This is a genomic window from Sorangium sp. KYC3313 (assembly GCF_052075895.1).
Taxonomy (GTDB): Bacteria; Myxococcota_A; Polyangia; order Polyangiales; family Polyangiaceae; genus Sorangium; species Sorangium cellulosum_B.
On sequence record NZ_CP197255.1, the window covers coordinates 1312276 to 1337664 of the forward strand.

Annotated in this window: 16 protein-coding genes; 9 read left to right on the forward strand and 7 right to left on the reverse strand. The window is 66.6% G+C overall.

Annotated elements, in window-relative coordinates; genetic code table 11:
* Positions 1-40 precede the first annotated feature (40 nt).
* Entirely contained in the window at positions 41-274 is a 234-nt protein-coding gene (locus ACSRUE_RS05130; RefSeq protein ID WP_441290042.1) for a hypothetical protein, read from the reverse strand.
* A 102-nt stretch (positions 275-376) separates the two neighbouring features.
* Here ACSRUE_RS05130 and ACSRUE_RS05135 point away from each other — a divergent pair, with 102 nt between their 5' ends.
* Complete coding sequence (locus ACSRUE_RS05135) at positions 377-1774, forward strand: restriction endonuclease subunit S (protein ID WP_441290043.1); 1398 nt, start codon at positions 377-379, stop codon at positions 1772-1774.
* Positions 1775-2083: 309 nt separating this feature from the next.
* Here the strand turns inward: ACSRUE_RS05135 and ACSRUE_RS05140 are convergent, their stop codons facing one another.
* On the reverse strand, positions 2084-3778 hold the full coding sequence (locus tag ACSRUE_RS05140) for a recombinase family protein (RefSeq protein WP_441290044.1): 1695 nt from the start codon (positions 3776-3778) through the stop codon (positions 2084-2086).
* A gap of 136 nt (positions 3779-3914) precedes the next feature.
* Between ACSRUE_RS05140 and ACSRUE_RS05145 the strand changes: the two genes are divergently transcribed.
* The 4 genes from ACSRUE_RS05145 (at position 3915) to ACSRUE_RS05160 (ending at position 12690) form a co-directional block, all read left to right on the forward strand.
* Positions 3915-5450: a tetratricopeptide repeat protein gene (locus ACSRUE_RS05145; RefSeq protein WP_441290045.1), complete on the forward strand. Its 1536-nt coding sequence runs from the start codon at positions 3915-3917 to the stop codon at positions 5448-5450.
* Between the two features lie 350 nt (positions 5451-5800).
* The gene (locus tag ACSRUE_RS05150) at positions 5801-6082 is read left to right on the forward strand and encodes a hypothetical protein (RefSeq protein WP_441290046.1); all 282 of its coding nucleotides are present in this window, start codon (positions 5801-5803) and stop codon (positions 6080-6082) included.
* Between the two features lie 191 nt (positions 6083-6273).
* Entirely contained in the window at positions 6274-9345 is a 3072-nt protein-coding gene (locus ACSRUE_RS05155) for a tetratricopeptide repeat protein (protein WP_441290047.1), read from the forward strand.
* Positions 9346-9699: 354 nt separating this feature from the next.
* Entirely contained in the window at positions 9700-12690 is a 2991-nt protein-coding gene (locus ACSRUE_RS05160) for a kelch repeat-containing protein (protein ID WP_441290048.1), read from the forward strand.
* Between the two features lie 121 nt (positions 12691-12811).
* Here ACSRUE_RS05160 and ACSRUE_RS05165 read toward each other — a convergent pair whose 3' ends face one another.
* Positions 12812-14383, reverse strand: a complete 1572-nt coding sequence (locus ACSRUE_RS05165; protein WP_441290049.1) for a sigma-54-dependent Fis family transcriptional regulator — start codon at positions 14381-14383, stop codon at positions 12812-12814.
* Positions 14384-15004: 621 nt separating this feature from the next.
* On the opposite strand from ACSRUE_RS05165, the gene ACSRUE_RS05170 reads away from it, so the two are divergent.
* On the forward strand, positions 15005-17962 hold the full coding sequence (locus ACSRUE_RS05170; RefSeq protein WP_441290050.1) for an HD domain-containing protein: 2958 nt from the start codon (positions 15005-15007) through the stop codon (positions 17960-17962).
* 406 nt (positions 17963-18368) lie between these two features.
* Here the strand turns inward: ACSRUE_RS05170 and ACSRUE_RS05175 are convergent, their stop codons facing one another.
* The 3 genes from ACSRUE_RS05175 to ACSRUE_RS05185 form a co-directional block, all read right to left on the reverse strand.
* Complete coding sequence (locus tag ACSRUE_RS05175) at positions 18369-19820, reverse strand: peptidoglycan-binding domain-containing protein (protein ID WP_441290051.1); 1452 nt, start codon at positions 19818-19820, stop codon at positions 18369-18371.
* A gap of 188 nt (positions 19821-20008) precedes the next feature.
* Positions 20009-20446 (reverse strand): hypothetical protein, encoded by a 438-nt coding sequence (locus tag ACSRUE_RS05180; RefSeq protein WP_441290052.1) that lies wholly within the window; start codon positions 20444-20446, stop codon positions 20009-20011.
* Between the two features lie 112 nt (positions 20447-20558).
* A complete protein-coding gene (locus ACSRUE_RS05185) occupies positions 20559-20804 on the reverse strand; it encodes a hypothetical protein (RefSeq protein ID WP_441290053.1) in 246 nt (81 codons plus the stop codon).
* Between the two features lie 275 nt (positions 20805-21079).
* On the opposite strand from ACSRUE_RS05185, the gene ACSRUE_RS05190 reads away from it, so the two are divergent.
* A complete protein-coding gene (locus ACSRUE_RS05190) occupies positions 21080-21802 on the forward strand; it encodes a hypothetical protein (protein WP_441290054.1) in 723 nt (240 codons plus the stop codon).
* 516 nt (positions 21803-22318) lie between these two features.
* Here ACSRUE_RS05190 and ACSRUE_RS05195 read toward each other — a convergent pair.
* A complete protein-coding gene (locus ACSRUE_RS05195; protein WP_441290055.1) occupies positions 22319-24031 on the reverse strand; it encodes an ATP-binding protein in 1713 nt (570 codons plus the stop codon).
* A 192-nt stretch (positions 24032-24223) separates the two neighbouring features.
* Here ACSRUE_RS05195 and ACSRUE_RS05200 point away from each other — a divergent pair, with 192 nt between their 5' ends.
* Complete coding sequence (locus ACSRUE_RS05200) at positions 24224-24814, forward strand: Uma2 family endonuclease (protein WP_441290056.1); 591 nt, start codon at positions 24224-24226, stop codon at positions 24812-24814.
* Between the two features lie 225 nt (positions 24815-25039).
* Positions 25040-25348 (forward strand): endo-1,4-beta-xylanase, encoded by a 309-nt coding sequence (locus tag ACSRUE_RS05205; protein ID WP_441290057.1) that lies wholly within the window; start codon positions 25040-25042, stop codon positions 25346-25348.
* Positions 25349-25389: the final 41 nt, after the last annotated feature.

The window sequence follows — 25389 nt, forward strand, 5'->3', positions numbered from 1 at the left end:
GACCCTGGTCCGTCGTGAGGTGAAGGTCGAGCCTCATGAGCTATACCAGGAAATTGGCGTGTACTCTCATGGCCGGGGCATTTTTCACAAGCCACCCCGCACCGGGGCGGACATCGGAAACAAGGATATCTACTGGATTGAGCCAGGCGATTTTATAATGCAGATCGTCTTCGCCTAAGAGGGCGCTATCACCGTGGCGAGGCCTGAAGAATCCGGCAAAGTTGGCTCTCACCGTTTCTTGACATTCAGGATTGATGAGCAGCGTGCCGACCAACACTTCCTATATTGGTGGTTCCGCACCAAAGAGGCACTGGCTCAGGTCCTCCGCATCTCGCCGGGATCCGCTGGAAGAAATCGGACCCTCGGAACCAAGCGGTTGAACGAGATCAAGGTTCCGCTTCCACCGGTTGACGAACAGCGTCGTATAGTGTCCTGGCTTGGTGCAATCAGTGGCCGAGTGACCGAAGCACGAGACATTCTGGCACGACGACATCGGGACATCATTGATGTTGCAAAGTCAATGCTATTCCCTTATGGATCTACGGATCGGCGGGTTGCGTTTGGCCGGTTGCTTGATCGTCGCACGTTGAATGTACGCGTCGAGTCAGATGTGGAATATCAGTTCGCGGGTGTGTACAGTTTCGGCCGTGGCATGTTTGTTGCCGGGAGAAAAGCGGGGAGAGATTTCGCATATAAGGAGCTTGCAAGGGTTCGCGCGGGCCAATTCTGCTACCCTAAGCTCATGGCGTGGGAGGGTGCCTTTGCGGTCGTTCCTTCGGAATGCGATGGAATGCATGTGAGTCCTGAGTTTCCTGTCTTTGATATTAACCAGGATTTGGTTATTCCGGAAGTCATAGAGGCATATTTCAAGATGCCCGATGTGTGGTCGAAGCTCGCAGGGGACAGCATCGGGACCAATCTACGCCGTCGACGTCTCAATCCGAGCGACCTTCTCGCAGCTGAGATGCCGCTACCCTCGATGGATAGGCAGCTTCAGTACCGGCAAGTGGCTCGTCAGCTCAAGGCCGCCGATTTGGCGATGCAAGTTATGGAGAGTGACCTCGATGTACTTCTGCCAGCTGCCCTCGTTCAGCTCTTTTGCTCGGAAAAGCCGCTCGCTGATGGGCGTCTGCCATCAAGCGCTGTCGGTCGGATTCCGGAATTCGCGGCGAGCGATCGAAGTCGCCCGTCTCTAGTTGATGACTCTGACGAGGAGATTAGCGATGCGCTCATTTGCTGCGTAGTCGCCGATGAGCTGCAGAAGGCTGGTAAACGTTGCCGACGTTTTCATCTTAGCAAGTTTGCCTACATCGCCAAGCGAATCGGTGGTATCCCGATTTATGCTGAATTTATACGTCATGTGGCAGGGCCATGGTCGCCGCGGATCAACGACGTCGCTCAACATACCGCCGTCCATCGTGGATGGCTCGCAATGAAAGGCGAGAGAGGCGACGAGCTTATCCCGGGGCCGCGCTTCGCGGAAGCTCTAGCGATGGCTCAGCAGAAGCACGGTGTTCATCTCGGCAAGCTCAATGCAATACTTTCCAAATTGCATACTTTTGGCGACAGTGGGTTGGAGCGATGGGCGACGATTCTGAAGGTGGTTGAGGATTTGCAAGGGGCCAATCGTTCTGTAACGGAAGAGGCTATTCAGGCAGAGATCGATGGATGGCCTGGCAAGCGTGAGAAGGATGCTTTTGGTCGAGATAGCGTTCAAAAGGCGATCAGGGGCATGGTGCATGAGCACTGGCTGCCGCCGATTGCGGCGCAATAAGCATGCCGCGCGCTCTCGGGAGATGTCGGTGTCGGCGATTTTTTTCTGCGAATCGTGACTACCTCACGTAGGAGATCGTCTGTTGACGAGCGCGACGGTCGCGGCGAGATTGCGCAGACTGTTGCGGTTTATTGCGATGGTGAACGGATCGGGTGACGCTGTTGATGCAACCCATCGCGAGGCTGAGCGCTCCCGGCTGCGGCCGTGGTAGGGCGGGGTCGAGCTCGACGGGGCGAAGGGCCCTCCCTCCCGCGACTCTCGTTCCCTATTGGCCGCTCGTCGGCCGGACGGTTAACGCGGAGCGGCGCGTCAGCCCTGCGAACGCCCGACGGGAGCGACGGCACGTTCTGGCGAGCCGAGATAGTCACGCGCAGACATGGTCGGGGCAGGGAGTGCAGCGACGGTCGGGGGCAGCGAAGCAGCAGGCGAGGGGGCGGGCAGCGCAGCGACGTTCGGCACAGGGCGAAGCGCTGGCAACTCTTGCGCCCCATGCGCCGCTGATATCTGCGATGGATCGCGCCATGTGGTCCTGATCTGCTTGTCCTTGGTTGCCTCGACTTTCGAGGAGAACGAGCGAATCAGTGCTCGCTGGATGTCTAGCGGCAACACATTCCACTCGTCGACTATCTGCTGGACATAGGAGTGTGCGTGCTTCCGAGTCTCGACGGTATCGTTGCCTGCTGTCTCCTTGAACTCGGCTTCCTTCGCCTCGATCGCCGCAAGCGCGTCGTCGAGACGATTCAGTTCCATCTTCACATCGTCGACGGTGAAGAGTCCCTTTGCGACAAACTCCACGACCCGCTGTCGCGAGATCTTGATCTCGCGGCGTTGGGCTGCAAAGTCCGGCTTCTCGATTTGACGCGGCGGTCTCGTTAGCGAAGTGAGGAGCGAGCGAGCAAACGTCAAGAATTGCTCGCTTGCGGCGGCGTCCGCGTCCGGCTGGCGAAGCCATGCGCTGAGCTTGCATCGGACGCCTTTCTCTTTCTGCTCCACATGGCCACGGCAGACGTAGTAGCCCACCTTGTGTCGGCCTCTGCGGTCCACCGGACGGGCAGCGACGCTGCCGCCGCATTCCGCGCAACGGCAGAAGCCGCGCAGCAAGTAGTTCGCTGTCGCAGACGCGGCCTGGGGCTTCCTCCCGCGGCGGCGGCTTCTCAACGCAAGCTGAGCGTTGTTGAATGTCTCATCGTCGATGATCGCCTCATGTGCAGGGATCCACTCGGCCGGAAGTTGCACCACGCCGCGCGTGGCGTTCGGTCGCACGCAGGTTTTTGCGACACGGCCCGTGTAGGTTCGGTTGCGCAGCGCGGTAAGGACCCAGGCGCGCCCGAACGCCTTGATGCTGCCATACTCCTGGCGGAGCCGCTTGGCGGTCTCGAATACGCTATAGCCTTCAAGGCAGAGCGCGAACATGCGACGCACCACCGCGGCGTGCTCCGGAACCACGCGGAGGGGGAGCGGCGTCTTCGTGCCTTTGGGCTTCGGCTGGCGTTCGTAGCCGAACGGCGGTTGCCCTTCGACGAAGTACCCTTGGAGGCGCAGGTGCTTCCGCCCCCCTTCGGTTCGCTCCTTGATCCGACGGCGCTCCTGCTCCGCCCCGACCGCCCAATTGGCGAGCGTGTCCTCTGCCATCGGCGAGCGCGAATCGAACCCCTTGTCAATGGCGACGAACACGGCGCCCTTGCGCATGATCTGACGAACGTTCTTGACAATGAAGACGACGTCGCGCCCGAAGCGGTCGATGTCCGTCACGATGACCATGTCCCCCCGGCGGACGTCCGCCAGGAGCGCGGCGACCTTCTTCCGGTTCGCCTCGTTCTCCTCGCCGCCGCTCTCTACCTCCGGGAACAGGATCGGCTCCGGCAGCGAATGGAGCCGGCAGTAGTTGCCGATCCTCTCGGCTTGGGCGTCCAGGGAGACGCCTGCGATCTCCTGCTCCCTCGTACTGACGCGCGGGTAGCCAAGCGTCCGCCGGATCGCGGCGTTGGGGGTTGCGTCTTTCATTTGTTTCACCTGTCAGAAAGGTTGATCGTAGTTCAGCCCGTCCGGCTGAGCAAATCGCCGGTTTTGGCCGGAATTTCGGCCTCCCCTGCGTGTACTAAAAGTTCCGCTACTCTGGGAGGGTGGAATCGCCGCCCTCGTGGGCGGCGCGCCGGTGGCGCCGCGGCTGGGCGAGCTCGCGCGGCGGGAGCTCATCCTGCGGCGCCACGAGGCGCGTGTCGCAGGCGAGGTGGAGTACGGGTTCCACCATGCGCTGGTCCGGGAAGCCGCGTATGGCATGCTCACCGAGCGCGATCGCCGTGTCGGCCACGCGCTCGCGGGCGACTGGCTGGAACGGACCGGCGGCGCAGACACGATGGCGCTCGCGGAGCACTTCGAGCTCGGCGGCGCGCCGGCGCGGGCGGCAGAGGCGTACCTGCGCGCCGCTGAAGAGGCGCTTCGCGGCAACGATCTGCGCACGGCGCTGGAACGGGCCGATCGCGGCATCGGCTGCGGCGCCGCCGGAGAGACCGCGGGCAGGCTCCGCCGAGTTCAAGCCGAAGCGCATGTATGGAGCGGCGATTCCGCCCTCGCCGTGGAGCGAGGCCTGGAGGCGATCGAGCGGGTCGAGCGAGGCTCGACCACATGGTTCTCAGCCATCGAGCAGATGTGCCTGGCCTCGTCCAAGCAGGGATCGTTCGACGCGCTGGAGCGATGGCTGGCCATGGCGGCGGATACACAAGCCGCGGGCAACGCTCAGTGCGTCAAGCTCACCTGTCTCATCGCCGGTTCGATGGTGGTGACCATGTGGGGGCGTTATGCCGAAGGGGACGCTCTGATGGAGACCGTCGAGCGCGCTCTCGCAAAATCAGGGATACAAGACATAGGGGTGATTGGACGCCTCCACGACGCGCGCGCGTGCTACGCGATGTGCACTGGTGACCTCAGCGCCGCCGCGAACCGCCTGGAGACCGCGCTGTCCGCCTTTGACCAGGCTGGCGATCGTCGCAATACCTGCAGCGCCCGAGCAAATCTCGGATTTTTCTACGCGGAGCTCGGCGACTTCGAGAGGGCGGAGTCGTTGCTGCGCGCATCCAGGGACGAAACCGACCGGTTGCAGCTCTGGGATCTCAAGATCGTCGTGGAGTCGAACCTCGCGCAGATCCTCACGCATCGCGGGCAGCTGGCCGAGGCGCGGAGGCTCGCAGAAGCGAGCGTCACGCCGAGCCGGGAAGCGAGCGGCGCGCGTGTGGAGATGATGTCCCGCTGCTGCCTCGGGAGGATCGCCCTCGCCGCCGGCGATCTCGAGACCGCGGAGCGCGAAGCGCGCGCTGCCGTCTCGCTCGCTCCCAGCATACCGACGCTCGGCGTGCAGGCCTTTGCGGTCCTCGCGCGCGTGCTGCTCGGACTCGGCCGCATCGACGAGGCAGTCCGGACAGCAGCCGACGCCAACGCCACGCTGGAGTCGTTCGGAACCATCGAAGAGGGCGAGTCGTTCGTCCGCCTGACCTGCGCCGAGGTGCTCTCCGCGAGCGGTAGGCACGACGAAGCCGCCGCCGCGATCGGCGCGGCCAGGACGGCCCTGCTCGCGCGCGCCGAGAAGCTCTGCGACCCGGCCTGGCGCGAGCGCTTTCTCCAGCACGTCCCCGACAACGCCCGCACGCTCGAGCTCGCGCGGCGGTGGCTCGGCGGCTGATCCTCGCCGTACAAGGCGTTTCTCTCTTGGTGGAGGGAGTGGAGCTCTGGACGCTCTCATCGGATGATGAGCTCACGTCGTGGTTGTTCGCCGCGAGCCGGCGCGCTGTTCTCCGCGAGGAACAGGTGTCTCCTCCAGAGAGACAGGGGGCTCGGCAGCCTCGTGCTCAGCTGCGGAGATCCGGGGAGCGATAGGCCTCGTTTTCGGCGTAAACGCGGGAGCTCGCCGGCGGACGCCCGGCCCGTTGGCCGTGGCATGGCACCTGCAAAACCGCAAAACCGTATCGCTGTTCCACCTGTCCGGTCACCATCGAGGAGAGTCGAATGTTCACTCGCGTTACCCAACGATCCATGTCCGTCCTTCTCGCGTCGCTGATGGCGAGCTTCACCCTGTTCGGCTGTCAGGTCGAGGTCGCCGAGGAGCCGTCCCCCGACGTCGAGGTGGGCGAGGCGAGCCAGGAGTTGATCAACTGCAAGGGCCGGTGCGCCAAGTTCTTCATGCTCTGCGTCGAGTGGGGCGAAGACTACGAGTCGTGCGCCGCCGACCGGGATGCCTGCATGGCGGAGTGCGACGAGCAGACCTGCGAGCCCGGGGAGCCCGGTTGCTGCCAGGGTCAGCCGACCTGCTGGTAGCCGCCTCTCCCCCGCCCTGCCGGGATGATGGAACCGCCAAGGCGCCACAAGACGCCAAGATAATTGAGATTTTCTTGGCGCCCTTGGCGCCTTGGCGGTTCAAAAGACCGCACCTTCAATCAAAGTACCCCCCCTGAAGAGGGCGACGCAGGAACCGCAGGCCGCGACGCGCGCATGCTACACAGCGTCCTGTGAGCCTGGGCGAGAGCGTGATCATCTGCCCGGGGTGCAGCGCGGAGAACTCGCCGTTCAACCCGCGTTGCACCCGCTGCGAGGCGCTGCTCTCGGAGGATCCTCCGCCGCACACCGCGACCACGGAGGACCCCCCGTCGAGGCAGTCGACCTCCCGCGACGAGCACGGGTCCCCGAACGTCACGATCGATCCGCTCGCAAGCACCGTTGTCGCCCCGGACGGAGGAGCGTCCGAGCCTCCGGTGCCGCCCGGATCCGAGGCGCCGCTCGATCTGCGCCCGGGCACGAAGCTCGGCCGGTTCGAGGTGCTCGATCGCCTCGGCGAGGGCGGCATGGGCGTGGTGGTGCGAGCGCGCGATCACGTGCTCGGCCGCGACGTGGCGATCAAGGTGCTGCGGCCCGAGGTGCTGGGGCGCTCGGGCGCGGCGACGGCGCTCGCGCGGCTCGTCCGCGAGGCGCAGGCCATGGCGAGGATCAAGCACCCCAACGTCGTCACGGTGCACGAGGTCGACGCCTCGGCCGGGCAGGTGCGCGTGGTGATGGAGCACGTCGAGGGCCGGACGCTGCGCGCGTTCTGCGCGGAGAGGCGGCGGCCCGCCTCGGAGGTCGTGGCGGCCTTCCTCCAGGCGGGAAAGGGGCTGTCGCAGGTGCACCACGCGGGCCTCGTGCACCGCGATTTCAAGCCCGACAACGTCCTTGTCGGCGCCGACGGCCGCGTGCGCGTCACCGATTTCGGGCTCGCGGGGCTCGCCGAGGGCGAGGCCGGCGGCGGCGGCGCGGAGGCGGGGATCGAGGCCGCGCTCACGCGCTCGGGCTCGTTCCTGGGGACGCCGGTCTACATGGCGCCCGAGCAGCACCGCCGAGAGGCCGCGGATGCGCGGGCCGATCAGTATGCGTTCTGCGTGTCGCTGTGGGAGGCGCTCGCGGGCGAGCGTCCGTTCGCCGGCAAGACCTACGACGAGCTGCGCGAGAACGTGGCGCTCGGGCGCGTGCGAGAGCCGCCGCGAGGGGCCGAGATGCCGGCGCGGATCCGCCGCTGCCTCGAGCGCGGGCTCTCCGTCGACCGGGACGCGCGATACCCCGACATGGACGCGCTGCTCGCCGATCTATCGAAGGATCCGGCGGCGGCGTGGAGGCGCGGGCTCGTCGCGGCGTCGGGGCTCGCGCTCGCGGGCCTCCTCGTGTTCGCGTTCGCGCGGCAGCCTGCGGACAGGCTCTGCAAGGGCGGCGAGGCGAGGCTCGCGGGCGTCTGGGACGAGGCGACGATGGCGAAGGTGCGGGCGGCGTTCGCCGGCACCGGGCGGCCGTACGCGGAGGACACGTACCGGCGCGTGGAGAAGGCGCTGAGCGATCGAGCGCGCGCGTGGGTCGCGATGTACGCCGACTCGTGCGAGGCGACGCATGTGCGGGGCGATCAGTCGGCCGGGCTGCTCGATCTCCGGACGCTGTGCCTGGAGCGCCGCCGCCAGGAGATGGGGGCGCTCACAGCGCTCTTCGCGCAGGGAGCGGACGCCGGGGTGCTCGATCGATCGATCGAGGCGTCGCTCGCGCTCCCGGGCCTCGAGCGCTGCGCGGACGCGGGCGCGCTGACCGCGGCGGTCCCGCCGCCCGCGGACGCCGCGGCGCGGGCCCGCATCGACGCGCTGCGGGGTCGCCTGGCCGAGGTCAGGGCCCTCGACGAGGCCGGCAAGTTCCGCGAGGCGCTCGCGCTCGCGCGGCCGCTCGCCGACGAGGCCCGCGCGGCGGACCACGCCCCGATCGAGGCGGAGGCGCTGTTGATGCTCGGGCGCGCGGCGCGGGACGCGCACGACGCCCCGGCCGCGGAGGCGGCGCTCCGCGAGGCGCTGCGCGCGGCGGCGCGGGCCAGGGACGACGCCCTCGCGGCGGAGGCATGGCCGCAGCTCATCTACGTGGTCGGCTACCTGGGAGGCCGGCACGCCGACGCGCTCGCGCTGCAGCTGGCCGCCGAGGGCGCGGTCGAGCGGACCGGGGGCGACGCGCTGGCGAGCGCGCGGCTGCTCGGCACGCTGGGCAGCGTCCTCGACGAGCAGGGGAAGTACGGCGAGGCAGCGCAGCACGTCGAGCGCGCCCTGGCCGGGCTCGAGAAGGCCCTCGGCCCGAGCCACCCCGAGGTCGGGGCGACGTGGAGCCGCCTGGGCACCGTCCTCCTCCACCTCGAGCGGTTCGACGACGCGGAGCGCGCAACCACGCGAGCGCTCGCGGTCCGGGAGGAGACGCTGGGCGCCTCTCATCCGAGCGTCGCGCTCACGCTCAACAGCCTGGGTCGCCTCTTCAACACCCAGGGCAAGTACCGAGATGCGTTGCCCCGGATCGAGCGCGCCATCGCCATCCAGGAGACGGCGCTCGGCCCCGATCACCCGTTCCTGGCGGCCTCGGTCAACAACCTCGGCAATGCGCTCGTCATGCTCGGAGAGACCGACAAGGCCAGGCGTGCTCACGAGCGGGTGCTCGCCATCCGGGAGAAGGCGCTCGGCCCCGATCACCCCGACGTCGCGTCATCCCTCAACAACATCGGGGCCGTCCTGGAGATGCAGCAGAAGTTCGCCGAGGCGACGCCCTATTACGAACGGTCGCTCGCGATCCGCGAGAAGGCGCTCGGCCCCGATCACGCGAACGTGGCCTCTTCGCTCGCCAACCTGGGGAGCGCGCTCGTCGCGCAGAAGAGGTACGCCGAGGGCCTTGTGCGCCTCGAGCGCGCCGCGGCGATCCAGGAGAAGGCCGTGGGCCCGAGCTCGCATGCGGTCGCGTCGATGCTCACGGGGATCGCCAGCGCCTACAACGAGAAGGGCGAGCCGGGAAAGGCGCGCCCGTTCGCCGAGCGGGCGCTCGCCATCTATGCGGCGAAGGGCGAGGGTGTCTCTCCCATCGAGCTCGCGGATACGCGCTTCCACGCGGCCCGGGCGCTCTGGGGCTCGGCGCGGGACCGGGCGCGGGCGATGAAGCTCGCGGCCCAGGCGCGCGACGCCTATGCGGCCGAAGAGGGGGAGTACGCGAAGCACGCGCTCACGGCGGTGAACGGGTGGCTCGCGGAGCACGGCGGCGCTCGGTGAAAGGGGGGCCGCGCTCGGGGAGGAGCTCCCGAGCGGGTGGCAGGGGAACTCCCCTGTCGTGCCGGAATGATGGAACCGCCAAGACGCCATAAGACGCCAAGGTACTTGATATTCTCTTGGCGTCCTTGATGGATGGGCTCCGCCACCGCTTCAGCGATAAAGGTGCTGAGTTAGACGGCCCAACCAGCGGACGCACCCGACGCTGCGTCCAGCCGCGTGGCGGGGCTGGACGGCTGGGCACCCTCCGGCTGATTCGCAAGTCTCTATGCCCTTGATCGAACCATGCACTCACAGATTCCACGGAGGAGCCCATTTTTCTTGACAGCTCGAGCATCGAGATTGCTATCGTCGAGCATGCGTTCAGCCTCGTTCTTGCGCCGCTTCGCCCCCGTCCTCCTCGTCGCGCCGCTCGCTGCGGCGCTCGGATGCGATGACGCCGATGCCCCGCGAAGCCGCGTGAAGGAGCAAGGCATCGGGGCGGCTGTCGCCGCGCTCACGGCGCCACGCTGGGACATGGCGCCGCCGATGAACGTCGCCCGGAGCAGGCACACGGCGACACGTTTGCTCGACGGGAGGGTCCTCGTGGCCGGCGGAGCGAGCGAGACGGCCGAGGTGTACGACCCCGCGACGAATACATGGGTGCTCGTCGCGCCGATGAGCACGCGGCACACCGGCCACACCGCGACGCTCCTTCCGGACGGCAGGGTCGTCGTGGCCGGCGGCGTGACCGAGGTCGTGGAGATCTACGACCCCGCCAGGGATGCATGGACGCTCGCCGCGACGCTCCTCACGCCGCGCGAACGCCACACCGCGACGCTCCTGCCCGACGGCCGGATCCTCGTGGCCGCCGGCGAGTTCGAAGAGTGGGTGATGGGCTCGAGCGAGATCTACGATCCCGTCACGAATACGTGGACCGCCGCGGGCCCGTTGGCGCACGTGCGCTCCTCCCACACGGCCACGCTCCTGCCGAACGGCAAGGTCCTCGTGGTGGCCGGGGTGGACGCATCCGGTGACCCCATCGGCAGCGCGGAGATCTACGATCCCGTCACGAATACGTGGACCGCCGCGGGCTCGATCCAGAATCGGGAAGGGCACACCGCGACGCTCCTCGCGAACGGCAAGGTGCTCGTCGCCGGCGGCTACACCGATTACGGTGGTGAGGGGTTCTCCTCCACGAACCGCAGCGCGGCGCTCTACGATCCGGCGAGCGCTACCTGGACGACCGCGACGCCGATGAACGTCCCCCACCACAACCACACGGCCACGCCGCTCGCCGATGGCCGCGTGCTGGTCGCCGGCGGCGGCGCGCTCACGGAGGTCTACGATCCGGCGAGCGGGAGGTGGTCGCTCGGCAAGTACCTGAACATGGACCGGAGCCGCCACACCGCCACGGAGCTCGCAGGCGGGGGGGTGCTCGTGGCCGGCGGCGGGAGCGCGACCGTCGAGAGGCTCACCCTCGCGGCCCCGGGCGATTCCTGCCTCTTCGCGGGCGAATGCGCGAGCGGCTTCTGCGTCGACGGTGTCTGCTGCGATGCCGCGTGTGACGCGGGCTCGTGTGACGCGTGCGCGGTGAGCGCAGGCGCGTCGGCGAATGGCACCTGCACGCCGCTGAGCGGAGCCGTTTGCGGCAGCGCCGACGGCTGCACGGCGAACGGCGTCTGCCAGGCGGGCGCTTGCGTCGGGGCGTTGCCGGTCGGCTGTCAGTCCTCGTGGACGCCGGCCGGGAACATGCCCGTGCCGCGGCAAGACGGCACGTGGGCCGAGCTCGCCGATGGCCGCGTGCTCGTGGCCGGCGGGTACGACAACGACTGGAACGATACCCTGTCCGCGGACCTCTACGATCCGGCGACGAACGCCTGGAGCGGCGTCGCGTCGCTCTCGCGGGCGCGCCGCAAGCCCGCGTCGATCCGGGTCTCGACCGGCGAGATCCTCGTCGTGGGCGGTGATTCTCCGTCGACGGCCGAGGCATACGATCCGGCGAGCAATACGTGGACGCTCACCGGCGCCATGGTCGCGCACCACGATCCGAGCGTCGCTCTCTTGCGGCTCCCCGACGATCGTATCCTCGTCGTGGGCGGCGGGACGGCGGTCGCCGAGCTCTACGATCCGACGACGAAGTCCTGGGACGCGACGGGCTCGCTCGGCGTCTCGCGCTCGGGGCACTCGGCGGTCCTCTTGCAAAGCGGGAAGGTGCTGGTGAGCGGCGGCGCTGGCAATCCGGCGACGGCGGAGCTCTACGACCCGGCCATGGGGACGTTCTCCCCGGCGGGGACGCTGACCTTCGCGCATTCCGGGCACCGGGCGACGAGGCTGCTCGACGGCGGCGTGCTCGTGGTGAGCGGCAACGGCGCCGATCGGTATGACCCGGCCACGAACACATGGACGCCGACGCAGGCGTTGCTCATGCCGCCCGCCGATTTCACGGCGACGCTGCTCGGTGATGGTCGGGTGCTGGTCATGGGCGCGCCGCACGTCCCGCACGCGCAGGTCTACGAGCCGGCGACGAATGACTGGACGCTGACCGGGCCCCTGGACGTCGCGCGCCGACGTCATACGGCCACGCTGCTCGGAAACGGAATGGTGCTCATCGCGGGCGGCACGGAATGGACGGGCGGCAGCCAGTGCGACCTCCGGAGCGCCGCGGTGTACGACCCCGTGACGAATGGCTGGTCGATGGTGCCGAACCTGAGCAGGCTACGCAGCTCTCCGTCGTCCGTGCTGCTCGATGGCAATCGCGTCCTGGTCTTCGGGGGGCTACTGGGAGGTTGCTCGTCCGGGGACGGCGACCCCGAGGCGCATGCAAGCACGGAGGTTTACGAGGGCGGCGTCACCCCGGAGGGCAGCGGCGGAAGCGCAGGCGCCGACGGGTCCGGCGGAATGGGCGGCTCCGGCGGAAGCGTAGGCGCGGGCGAGGGCGGAAGCGCAGGCGGCGCCGGCGGAAGCGCAGGCGAGGGCGGGAGCGCAGGCGGAAGCGCAGGCGAGGGCGGAAGCGCAGGCGGCGCCGGTGGAAGCGCAGGCGAGGGCGGAAGCGCAGGCGGCGCCGGTGGAAGCGCAGGCGAGGGCGGAAGCGCAGGCGGCGCCGGCGGAAGCGCAGGCGAGGGCGGGAGCGCAGGCGGCGCCGGTGGAAGCGCAGGCGAGGGCGGGAGCGCAGGCGGCGCCGGTGGAATGGCCGGCTCCGGCGGTCAGGGCGGTATGGGTGGCGTGAGCGGCACCGGCGGCTCCAGCGACGGCGAAGAGCCGGGCGACGGCTGCAGCGCCGCACGCGGATCCGCGAAGAATAGCGGGAGCGGCTTCGCGGCCCTCGTGGCTTTGGGCGCCCTCTTCACGCGCCGCCGCAGGCGCTGAAACGCGAGAAGGCTCTCGCAGGCTGTGATTTGCTGGTGCTGCTCCTCGTGGCTCACCTGCTCCCTCATGCCGGTCTTGATCGACGCATCCGGCTTGGCGGTTCAAAGGCCGGCGGCGTCCGTCACCCATCGAAGGCAGGGCGCCGGCCACCTGCGCCGGCCACCCGGTGCTTCGCCAGGAGCTTCTGCAGGTAGGTCCGGTTGAACCCGGATTCCCGCGCCGCCTGCGACACGTTCCCTCCGTGTCGATCCATCAGCGCCACGAGGAACGCACGCTCCAGCTCGGCGACGCCCGCCTCGCGCGCCGCATCGAGCTCGTCGGCGGAGAGCCGCGAAAAGCGCGGCGCCAGGGGCCCGGGTCCTGCTGGCTGAGCCACATCGGACGGGAGCAGATCGACGTCGAGCTCCGGCCCCGCCGCCAGGATGCACGCGCGCTCCACCACGTGGGCGAGCTCGCGCACGTTGCCCGGATAAGCATGCTCGCGGAGCGCCCGCGCGGCGCGCTCCGTGAAGCGGGGCCGCTCGCCGGGGCGCTTCCAGCAGGTGCGGAGGAAATGCTCGACGAGGAGCGGGACATCGCTCGCGCGCTCGCGCAGCGGCGGAATCTCGATCTCGATCACCTTGAGCCGGAAGTACAGATCGCGCCGGAACTTCCCTGCCTCGACGAGCGCCGGCAGATCCTGGTGCGTCGCCGCGATCACGCGGACATCGACCTTCTCGGTCCGGTCGGAGCCCACGCGCTGGATCTCTCCGAACTGCAGGAAGCGCAGGAGCTTCGCCTGCACCTCGGGCGCGATCTCCGCCACCTCGTCGAGGAAGAGCGTGCCTCCCTGCGCCGACGCGACCCGCCCGACGCGGTCCCGGTCGGCCCCGGTGAACGCGCCTTTGACGTGGCCGAAGAGCTCCGACTCGAGGATTGTCCCCGGCAGCGCCGAGGTGTGCAGCGTGACGCAGGCCTTGCTGCGCCGCGGGCTGTTCACGTGGAGCGCGCGGGCGATGAGCTCCTTGCCCGTGCCCGTCTCCCCGCGGACGAGCACGGTCGCGTCCGAGTCGGCCACCTGCGCGACCGTCTTGAGGAGCGCGAGCATCCTGGCGTCCTGCGTGACGATGCCCTCGAAGTCGTAGCGGGCGAAGAGATCGCGCTCGAGGCGCTGGCTCCGGCGTCGAAGCGCCTCGCGCTCGAGGGCCCGCTTGAGGAAGAGCCCAGCGAGCTCGGCGAACTCGGCGACGAAGCGGAGCGCCTCGTCGCTGGCGGCCCGGGACTTGTACTCCACGTAGACGGCGCCGTAGACGTCGGCGCCGTGGGCGAGGGGCGCCACGAGCGCGGCGGACGCGCCCGACTCCTCGAGGCTCTTGAGGAGCGAGGCGCGCGGCTCGTCGGCGTCCCTGGAGAGGTGAACGATCTGCCGCGTCTCGATGGCCTGTCGCACGAGGCCGCGGCTGAACTTGCGCTCCTTGTCGGAGATCTTCGCCTTGTCGAAGTGGACGGCGAACTTCTGCTCGTAGGAGCCGTCCTCACGGACGACGATGAAGCCGCGATCGGCGCCCGTCGCCTCGAGCACGCGGCGGAGCACGAGCTCGGGGGCCTTCGCGTCGTCGTCCTCGGAGAGGAGGATCCGTACGATCTGAAGGAGCGAGGGGTAGAGATCCATGGCCGCGGCGGTCAGGGTACGATGCGGGGGGAAGGGGTGCACAGAGCGATTTCCTGCGGCGTCGGCGGGTCCGCGGTGGAGTCGCCGGGTATAAGCGCGGCGAATGGCTGGCCGCCTGCGCACGCCCTGGCGCTCGCGTTCACAGCGCAGGCCTGCCGGTCTCCAACACCGCTTTCTCGAGGGTGTCCGGGCTGCGTCAGCGCGCGCGTCGCCCAGAATCAAATTTCTACGGGTGCCCTCCGCGTCGGCTGCGCCCTCTTAGCGCCCCCCGCGCCCCGCTCGCCTACCGCCGCTGTGAACCTCGTGCGGCGCCCGAGCACCTCAACGCCGGCGAGCGCTCCACCCCGAACCCGCACCGGCTCCCAGTGCTCCGCCGACGACAAGGGCACCGAGTTCGCCGCGCGGCGCGGCGTGTTCCCGCCCTTAGCGGGAGAACCTGGACCGCTGCCCTGGTGCCGGAAAGCGAGCGACGGAAAAGGTTAACAATCTCCGCAGTTCCACGAACCACGGACCGCTGGGTCCTCTTCCGCGATGGCCCACCGAGGGCCCAACCGGTCGCCATCAGAAACTTAGCTCGCGGAGCTCGGCGTGCCGGGTCGGGCTCGCGGAGCTCGGCATCTGGCTCGCGCTGTGCTTACCTCGAGCTCCGCGAGGCAACCAACCATGTCCTTTCTCTTCGAGCAGGCACTCTACCGAAGATGCGATGAGAACCCGGATCTCTCTGTGCTCCAAGCCCAGTGGGCTTACGATCGACGACTTGTAGCAGACGCACTTCAAGTCATCGGGCGCACGTTTCCGCACTTCAGTCGCCACGACGCTTCGCACTCCAACACGATTCTTGTGCAACTCGCTCGGATCCTCGGTCCAGCGCGCGTAGAGACACTCTCAGCCACTGACCTTTGGCTCCTTTTAGAGGCTGCTTACCAGCACGACATCGGCATGGTTGTCACCGAGAGACAGGCAGCGGAGTGGCTGCGGGCGCCTGAATTTGCAGCTCACCTCGAACGGATGCGACACGCCGAGGACCGAGAACTTTCGGAGGCTGCAAAGCTTATTTCATGTCTCCCAGAACTCAAGAGCCACACGCCTGACTGGCCCCTTGTGGTACGGCGTGCGCTGACCTTGGTTCTTGCCGATTTTGGTCGCCAGCACCACGCGCGCAACGCTGAGCGCATCGTGCGCGATCCAGTGGGGACCATTGGCCTCCTGAGCCCGCGCACACCGCTCATCCCGGACCGCCTCTTTAGAATACTTGGTGCCGTGTGCGCACACCACGGCCGATCGTTCGATGAGACAATGCGCCTGCCGGAGCGGGAGGCTGGGGTGGGGACCGACGACGCTCATCCCCGTTTCGTTGCGTGCATGCTCCGACTCGGAGATCTACTGGACATTGACAACGGAAGATTTTGTCCTGTGATGATGACTAGTTTTGGGCAGCTTCCCCCATCCTCGGTTGCTCATGTCGAGAAGCACGCATCCATTTTGCATCTTGATATCGGTCCAGCGCGCATCGACGTCGAGACTGAATGCGACAACTACGCTTCGTACGAGGCCACCGAACAGTGGCTTGGCTGGCTTCGCGAAGAGCTAAAAGATCAAATGGCGCGATGGGTGGAAATCGTGCCGGCTTCCGGATTTGGTGCGCTCCCGAGCCTTGGAAGGATTAGCGCGCGCCTGCTCAGGCACATAGAACTAGAGCCAGGACGGCGCCCGCGGTTCGAGGTGGAGCGCGAGGCAATCCTCAATCTCGTGAAAGGGAGCAATCTCTACGCAGACCCATTTAGTTGCGTACGTGAATTGCTTCAGAACGGAGTCGACGCGACCATACTACGACTGTGGCGCGAGAAGTGGTCGCGCAGACGGGCGAATCTGGAGAAATTCGAGCCCAGGGATTTGAAGGACGCCCTCAGGACCTGGCCGATTCGGGTGCGGATTGAACGCCTTAAGTCCAAGAAGAACGAAGATAAGGTCAGATGGCGCGTCTCCATCAAAGACAGTGGAATCGGAATAAGCTTTGATGAGATTCAATACCTGCAGCGCGTCGGGGGTTCCAGTAAGAACACGCGTCGGCTTCGTGAGGTCGCATCCATGCCAGAATGGATGCGACCATCGGGAACATTTGGCATCGGATTTCAGAGCGTGTTCATGTGCACGAGCGAGGTCGTTCTCACTACGCGTCACCACGAGAGTCATAAAGCATATCGCATTGCTCTTCGGAGCGGACGCGACTTGGGAACGGACGGCCTCTACATTCAATCCATTGAAGATGAAGCGTCGCTGCGGATGAAAATCGGAACCAAAGTCGAGTTTGACATTGAGGTCGAGAGGCTTCCCTCGCGCTTTAGCTACAATACCGAGAACACGGAACTAGAACAAGCCGTATCTGGATTTGACTTCATTGTAGACAACGAGCTACCGATCGACGCTCTCAAGCTTAAGCATACCGTAATGTCGTATGCGAAGACGTCTACATGTCCGATCCATGTTGAACTTGGCGGAATGGGTCCACTGGACGATACGCAGTCAAATCTTGGCGAATCCCAGATCTATTTCGACAGAAATACAGGGATATTGGTTCGCCGGTTTAGCGTCAGCCTTGACAGTTGGTCCAGTCTAGCACTGAGCTACCGCGGCGCTCCGGTTACGAAGGTTAAGTTGGATTACCAGTTCGTTTCGATGGCGTGTGACGCATATTTTGGTCGAGCCAGTGAGATTCTCCAACTGAACCGCGAAGCACTGACCGTAGATGGCGAGCGTATTCTCGCGGAGAGGATCCACGGCGTCGTTGAACGCATGATGCCGTTACATCTGAGTCAGCTGCGCAAAAGATCCGCTGATGATCCGGGTGACCCGACGCTTCACAAGGCACTTGTGCACGCCTCTGTTGCCGCGTACGTTCACGGCTTTCCCCCGTCGATCCATGGGCCCGAGTGGATGAATTGGCGCATGCCGGGCGAGGAAAACGTGCGCCTGGGCGAGATTGTGAATTGCCCTTCCATAGTAATCAGATCCGGCCAACATAGTATGAGTTCGGGGCTGCCGTGGGTGCCCATGAGTGCGAAGTTGGACCAAGAGTGCGTAATTGATTTACGAAGCTCCGGCGGACTCATATTTGATATTCTCGAGAAAACTCATTTACTTTCGTATGATGGAACAGAGGCGGTTGACGATGGAGAGCCGATCGAGATTTACAGGTTGTGCATGAAGGATGGGCACCACGATGCTCTTCCGCAGAGCTCAGTTCTTCGCAACGTTCTCGTGGCGTTTTCTTTGGCTCCGACTAGCCGCAGTACGATTCCTTGTCCGCTTCGCTATAGATCGCTCGCGTATTCGAAGGCTGCTGACCGGTGGCTGGCGACGCCACTTGTTCGTAGGGTTTGGCCGCGCATGCTGTGTCCGTTTGTGATTGTTGACGATAAGCGAATTGGCGCACGTCACCTTGGGAAGTACGTCAAGTGGACAAACAATAATAGCGAGGATCAAAGTGGCGAACGGGAGGTAGCGCGAGCGCTGTGGGAGTTCCTGCAGGAGGCCGACGAGCTGATGTCGGAGGCGTGGAAGGACAAGAAGTTGTACAGCCTTGATGAGGCGAAGCATCAACTCGCGGAGTGGCTGAAGTAGTGGACAACGGACCTAGTGGACTGCTCGACCAACATTTCATTATAATCCGCGAAGATCAGTAGGATCTGCGCATAGGTAGTGAGCCGCGATCGTAGGGCTCTTCTCTACGACTATGTTGAAAGGTTTATCGAACGATCCTCCTAGGAGTGATGATGCGGAAGCACGAGCGTTAGCCGCTTAATAGTACTGCGTCACGCGGCGTGGCGCTGTCTTATTAGCGGCCGCTATCAGGGGCTGAGCCTCGAAATTTAGGATAATTTCGGCCTCGACCCTCTCAAAACCAGCAGAAATCTGCCCGATGGTGTCATCCCGCTCCGCCTGAAAGGCGACGCCATCACCATTTCATCCATGCATCGAAGGCCCCGCCTTCACTCCACGACCTTCTGAGCACCCCTACTTTCGAGGCTCAGCCCCTGATGGTCGCGCCGTGGATATGCGCCGCGAGATCCGCGTACTTCATCCGAAACCGCCCGCACCCCTCCGGCAGCGGCGCGCGGGGCGGGACGCCCTGGCAGCTGTCCGCCCCCGCAGGATTGCGCAGGATGACCGATGCCGCCGCGCCATCGGCCCCACGCTCGATCTTCTCCCCCGCGACCCAGTGGTAGCCACCTTCCCATTTCAGGAGAACAGGCACCTTCTCCCCGCGCCCCAAAGCCCCGGCGACATCGTCGGCCACGGACGCGCCGCTGCGCAGCAGCGCCGAGACGCTCGTGTAGCTGCCGCCCATGAGGTCCTGGAACAGGCTCGTGAAATTGCCGAGCGGGACGCGCGAGTCGCCCCCCAGAGCAGCCCAGAACGTGTCGTTGTCCTCGGGGTTGTCGTAATCGAAGATCCAGCTCATCAGGGTCGCGTGGTTCATGAGCGCGGACTGGAACAGCCGGTCGATGTCGATGCGGCCCGAGGCGTCGCGCTGGATCGCGTTGCGCGGCATCCTGAGCACGCGGCCCGAGCGGAGCGTCACCTCGCCCGCCTCCCGCGTGATCCCGTCAACGATCCTCGTGAACTCGGCCGGATCGGCGCGCAGCAGGACGTACTCCATCGTTCCCGCGCCGCAGGTGCCGTGGCGCGCCCCCTGCTTGACGCGCAGCGGGTTGTCCACGTGCCGGATCGCCTGCGCGAGCACGAGGTGCGGATCGATGCCGCCCTCGAGCACGAGCCTGCCATCGCGCCGGACGCCCGCCATGGTCGCGAGGTTCGGCAGCAGCGCCCCCGCGTGCAGCCGGCCCGCGGCGAGCAGCCTGTCGAGCGCGGCCAGACCGCGCGCGTCGCCCCGGAGCGCGCGCCGGACCTCGTCGAGGCACGCGCTCCGATCGGCGGCGAGCGCGCCGGCGGCAGCAGCCCCGGGCCCATCGCCGACGGAGTCCACGGCGGGCGGCGGCGAGTCCGGGTCCGGCGCAGCCCCGGGCACGACCCGCGGGAGCCTGCGCGCGTCCGTGAAATAGCCCTGATCGGTGCGCGAGGCCGGGGCGACCGCCTGGACCGCGGCTGACGTGCGCCCGAGCGCCGCCACCTCCTCCGGGCTGAGCCCCGCGGCCCTGGCCATGGCCTCGTCGAGCGCCACCGTACGCCGGGCCCCGAGGCGCCTGTCGAGGGCGGCGATCGTCGCAGCGTCCACGATGCCCGTCTGCGGCAGGCCCTCCGCGGCTTGCAGCGCGACGATGGCGGCGTGCGTCTTCGGCCCGAACGAGCCGTCGGCCTTCATCGCGTCGCCGAGCGCGCCGAGCGCCTCTTGCAGGGCGCGCACGCCGTCGCCGTGCGCCCCCTGCGCGAGCGTCGCCGTGCCCGCCGCGACCGCTCTCAACGCCTCGTTCGACGCGAGCTCGGGGGCGCCGAGCCCTGTGTTCCCGCTGTCCCCCATGGGTCCCCTCCTGCGATCACCAGACGCGCTGGGTTCGTCCCAGGATACCACGCCACGCCCGTCGGTGCGCGCGCCTGGCGGCGCTGCGGCACGCGGCCGGTTCGGTACCGCGAATTCGTCCTTCAGATCGTGGGACTGCGTTCCTTTTTATCAGCGGGTCGCGGCGATTGCCTCGGCGCGAAGATCCCTCAGCTCTTGCCGAGCGTCTGCTGGAGCTGGTTCACAAGTGCAATAGCTTCCCTCTGTTCGACGGGCGAGGCATCCAACGCCCGCAGCGCGTCCATGATCTGGTCTCTCGTGAAGACCTGATATTGACCGCTGAACGGATTCAGCGCCGGTGTATCCATGCCATCGACCACTCCACGAACGAATGTCGAGCCTGTTACCAGGCAGATCTTGCTCGGCAAACGAAACAAGGATGAGCATGGGTGGCTCATCATGCGCTGCCACTGGGCCGGAGACGGCGCACTGCCGTCCGTCACGATCAGCGTACGCGTACGGGTACGTCCCTGAAAATGAGCCACAATCGCGTCGAGGTACAGGTTCCAATCCTCGTCAGACGGAGCCATGCTTCCATGTAAGAGCACGAAGATCTCGCCCACCGCTCCGAACGTCATCGTCTTCATGCACCGAAGAATACCACAATGCGCTGACGGGCAGAGTGAGTGCATTCCGTCCGGGCAGGAGCGTGCGCCCGAGCCCACAGAGAACGTCGATATGCCGGTCGCCCAACGCGGGTCAGACCGGGACGACCTGCGGGAGCCTGCTCGCGTCCGTGAAATACGTCTGATCGTGGTGCGAGGCCGCGGCGGACGCCTCGACCGCGGACGACGTGCGGCCGAGCGCCGCCACCTCGTCCGGGCTGAGCCCCACGGCCCTGGCCAGGGCCTCGTCGAGCGACAGCGCACGCCGGCGCGCCGTCAACCGCGGCGGCAACCCGCCCACGGCGTCGCGGTGGGTCGCGCTCGCTCGTGGCTCTGGCACGCGGGCGACGTCGTGCAGCCCAGGGCGCACCGCCGTCCGTGCGCTGGGAAGTAACCGATGAGAACGGAATGCCGGCGGGTCGCCTCGGCGGCGATGTTCGCTCTCGTGCTCAGTGCCGCTTCGACGCAGGTAGAGGCATCGGAGCTGAGCGCCGGCGTAAGCTTCGGTTGGATCCCGGCTGGCACTGCTCCACGCCTCGCGGTCGGCCCGCATGCTGGGATATCGTGGGACATCAGTCTCCGCAAGCGCGTGGCTGGATCCAGAGTCACACAGCCATGAAGCACCCGGTCGAGGAATTGTTCGACGTCGTACATCGCTATTACCCTCGGCGGGTTCCGTACGAGGATCCTGGCCGCGTGCAAACAGAAGAGGATCGACGGCTGGTGGACACCCGTCGCCGAGCCGGCGCCGATTGTGGACGGTGGCTTGGCATGTTGGGGCGCCTGCGTGAACAGTTCCCCGGGAACGAGGTCGACAATTTCTCCGTCCATCTCGCGACAGGCAGCCACGACGCGTGTTATTCCGGCTCTCTCTACCTTCCGAAGGCCATCGGAGAACACCGACATGCAGTTGAATTGAGGGTGAGCTTCCTGGTTCCTTATTACATCGTCTACAGCTCGCGCCTCGTTGACGATCTCGAGGAGATCGAGAGGGAGAAGACGCTCCGCGCCACGCCACCTCGCGCCGTCACGATCTTCGCCCATGATATGGCCTACATCCTGTCCGCCTGGGTTGGCAAGCTGATCAGGCTGGTCAAGCCCGATCTTGTTGAGCCACCTTCGATGGAAGATTCACCCACGCGGCAGGTCATCTGCTTCGATCTATCGCCCGATGAGCAGCCGTACGCTGCGGGGATCGCCCGAGAGATCGAAGCGACATGGGGATACGAGCGCATGCCGCCGGAGGTCGGGAATGTGGTCGTACCAGACGTGGCGACCAATCTACGACGTTTGGGAGAGGCCAGGCTCTACGATTGCCTTTTTTCAGACGCATGGTAAGCCGGGGATGCTATCCACCTCGGCGCTCACCGGCACCCCAAGCGATCTTGCAGAGCACGAAGCGCAGCGGACCGGCCTCGAACCGGCCAGAGCGGATCGAGCTCGCCGACGTGACCTTCGACGTCCGCGCCGCGCGATGCGATGGGGCGTGGGAGACCAGGGGATCGAGACATCCTGGCCGACAATCAGGACAAAACATGACGGGATCTAGAAAAACAACGCGGATTTCTAGGTGAATATAGGCCATATCCAGAGAATCAGCTTTCTCAACAAGACTATCGAGAGCCACATCCAGAGAGTCGGCTTTCACAACTAGACTATCGAGAGCCATATCCAGATAATCGGCTCAAAGAACCAGCTCGACGCGCCCTGGATCCAGAGAAACAGCTCAGGAATCGAGCCAATCGGACCGGCCCTCTCGTGCTCGCTTGGCGGAGACACGCCCCGGCTCCACCTCCGAGAGCCGGCGTAGCTGGTTGCCTGTTCAAGGCGGCCGATGGAGAGACGTAGAACGCCTCACGTCCAGCCCTGGGCCGGCCGCGCGTCCGCTGGCAACCGCATCGTGAACGTCGTCCCGCGACCGGGAGCGCTGTCCACACGGACGCTCCCGCCGTGGGCTTCGGCGCAGGCGCGTACCAGCATCAGACCGAGGCCCCATCCGGGCGCGCGGTGCTCGCCGGCGGCGCGCATGAACGGATCGAACAGCGTCTCTTGCGCCTCCGGCGGGATCGGCGCGCCCTCGTTGTGCACGCTCATCTCGACGCCGTCCCGCAGCTTCGTGATGGCGACGGCGATCGGCGCGTCCTTCGCGCCGTACTTCAGCGCGTTCGAGATCAGGTTCCAGAGCGCGCGTCGCAGCTCCGAGGCACCCCAGATCCCTCGGACACCCTCGTCTGCATGCAGCACGATGCGGCCAGGGTGATCGGCAGCGAGATCGTTGATGAGCTCGCGGCCGATCTCGCTCAGGTTGCACTCCTCGAGCGTGACCGAGAGACGCCGGCCGGCGTGAATCCGATCGGCGTCGAGCAGATCGATCACCATGCGGTCCGCCCGATCCAGGTTGCGGACGACGACCTCGACCCGCTTCGCGACGACCGGCCCGCTCGCGTCCGGCTGCGCGGCGAGCATCGTCGCGGCCATCCTCGCTGCCGACAGCGGGCCGCGGAGATCGTGCGCCAGGACCGAGACGAACTGGTTTCGCTGCTCGCGCGCGACGCGCAGGGCACCGAGCTGCTCGAGCACCTCCGTGTAGAGTCTGGCGTTGTCGAGGTGGAGCGCGAGCCGCTCGCCGACCGCCGCGATGCGCCGCGTCTCACGGGCGGTGAACGTCCGCTTTTCACGGAGGCCGATGTACAGGACACCCATGAGAGAACGCTGCGGCGGGAGACGGATGCCGAGCAGCGAGTGGATGCCGCTGTGCCGGAGCCTATCCGGCACGTCGAGCAACGTGGTCTCCACGTCGCGCATCGACATCGCATACTCCTGCAAGGCGACGGCGCCTGCGAAGGACGATGCGTCGACGGCTCGCACGTACTCGACGAACGGCTCATCGGCCAGGCCCACCGAGGCGACCATCTCCAGCTTCCCGGTCCTGACGTCGTGCAACAGCAGCGCAGCCGTATCGGCGTCCATCGACTCCATGACGACCTCGAGGACCTTCCTCAAACGCCCCGACGACAGGGGCGCCTCTCCGCCGAAAGGCTGCAAGAACGGGTCATGGAGCAGCCGCAGGTAGCGCTTCTCGGTTTGCTCGTCCTCCAGGAGGTGTTGCCGGAACGCTCGCGCTATGAACACGGAACGGGCGTGGATCTCGGCGAAGAGGCGTTCGATCTCCTCCAAGCTCGGCTGCTCTTCGGCGGCTGCGATGGCCCAGGTGCGAACGATCGCGCGCCCGAGGATGGCGAACTCTTCCAGCGCCTCCTCGAGGCTGAAGCCAGCGCGCAAGCGTGAGGACAGATGGCGCTCGATGAGCTCGTCTCGCTCGCGGCGCACCTCCTCCCCGTCCCATCCACGCGCGAGCGTCCGCACGTACTTGGGCATCATGTTCGTCAGCTCGGGGCTCGCCAGCCCCCGCGCCGCTGCTGCCCTGTTCGCTTCGCTGGCCCATGCTTCGACGATCTCTGACGCGCGCGTCGCGATGATGTGTTTGATCGTCCGCATTGACCCCCTCACATCCTTGTCGAGATGATCCTTAAGAGGCTCGACGGCGCTCCTGCCAGTGCGCGTCACCGACGCTCCGGATCACACCACCCGAGCGCTTGGACGCATTCCCAGATCACCCGGTAAGCGAACCCGCACGCACTCGGGCTCGCCCTGGTGATCGCGGTCGTAGCCCTGCCCCGGTCACCCCCCGAGCGGCGCGCCGACCTCCCCTGCTCTCACCGCCTTGCCTCGCCGCCCGCCCCCGGGCAGGCTTCGCCCATGGGCCAGCCCGCCGAGAAGCAGCGCCGCGCCACGTACGCCGACCTCGGCGCCGTCCCGCCGACCAAGGTGGCGGAGCTCGTCCGCGGTACCCTGCACGTGTTCCCCCGGCCGGCGCCGCGACACGCGAGCGCCGAGAGCGCGCTTCAGGGGGAGCTCTTCGGTCCCTTCCAGCGGGGGCGGGGTGGCCCAGGTGGCTGGCGCATCCTTGTCGAACCCGAGCTCCACTTCCCCGACCCGGACGCGCCTGGGGAGGTCGACGTGCTCGTGCCCGACCTCGCCGGCTGGCGGATCGAGCGCATGCCCGAGCTACCCGAGACGGCCTATTTCGCGCTCGCTCCAGACTGGATTTGCGAGGTGCTGAGCGCATCCACGGAGAGCGTCGACCGTGACGAGAAGATGCCTATCTACGCGCGCGAGGGCGTGCGGTATGCATGGCTGGTCGACCCGATCGCGCGGACCCTCGAGGCCTACGTGCTCGACGCGGATCGCCGCTGGGGAGCCGCGGCCGTCTACCGCAACGCCGCGCGCGTTCGCGTCGTGCCGTTCGAGGCCATCGAGCTCGACCTGTCCGTGCTCTGGGCGGAGTAGCAGGCTGCTGCGCCGTAAACGCCCGTCCATCGCCATGGGCACGGCCAATTCTGGGATCCTGCGCGCCCTTCGCCCGGCCCGGCCCGGGCGAAAGCCCAGGACGCGCCAATGACCCATCCGCTCCGCGACACCGTGCTTCCCGACAGCCGGCCAGTCTTCCAGAACGAAGAGCGTAAGCGTCCCGCGAGATTCGGCATCGGGCCCAAATCGAACTTCACCTGGGAGATGATACGAGATCTCCTGGCCAGAGGCGTGCCCATCGACGGCATCGGCTTCCAGCCGCACATCTCGATTCATCGTTATCCGGCGGAGAGCGACCTCCACGCGAACATCCGCCGCTTCGCGGACCTGGGCTTGAAGGTCGACATCAGCGAGCTCGACGCCCGCCCCCTGCTGTTGCCCGGCACGCGCGACAGCCGCTGGCAGGCGCAGCGCGTGGCCTTTCAGCCTCAGATCGCGGGCGCCTGCGTGGCCGAGCCCGGCTGCGAGTCCCCCGGAGCGCAAGGCGCGCCGGATCCTCGCCGTCCTGCATGAAATGTTCTCTCCGTGAGCGGAGAGACACGCATCGTCGAACC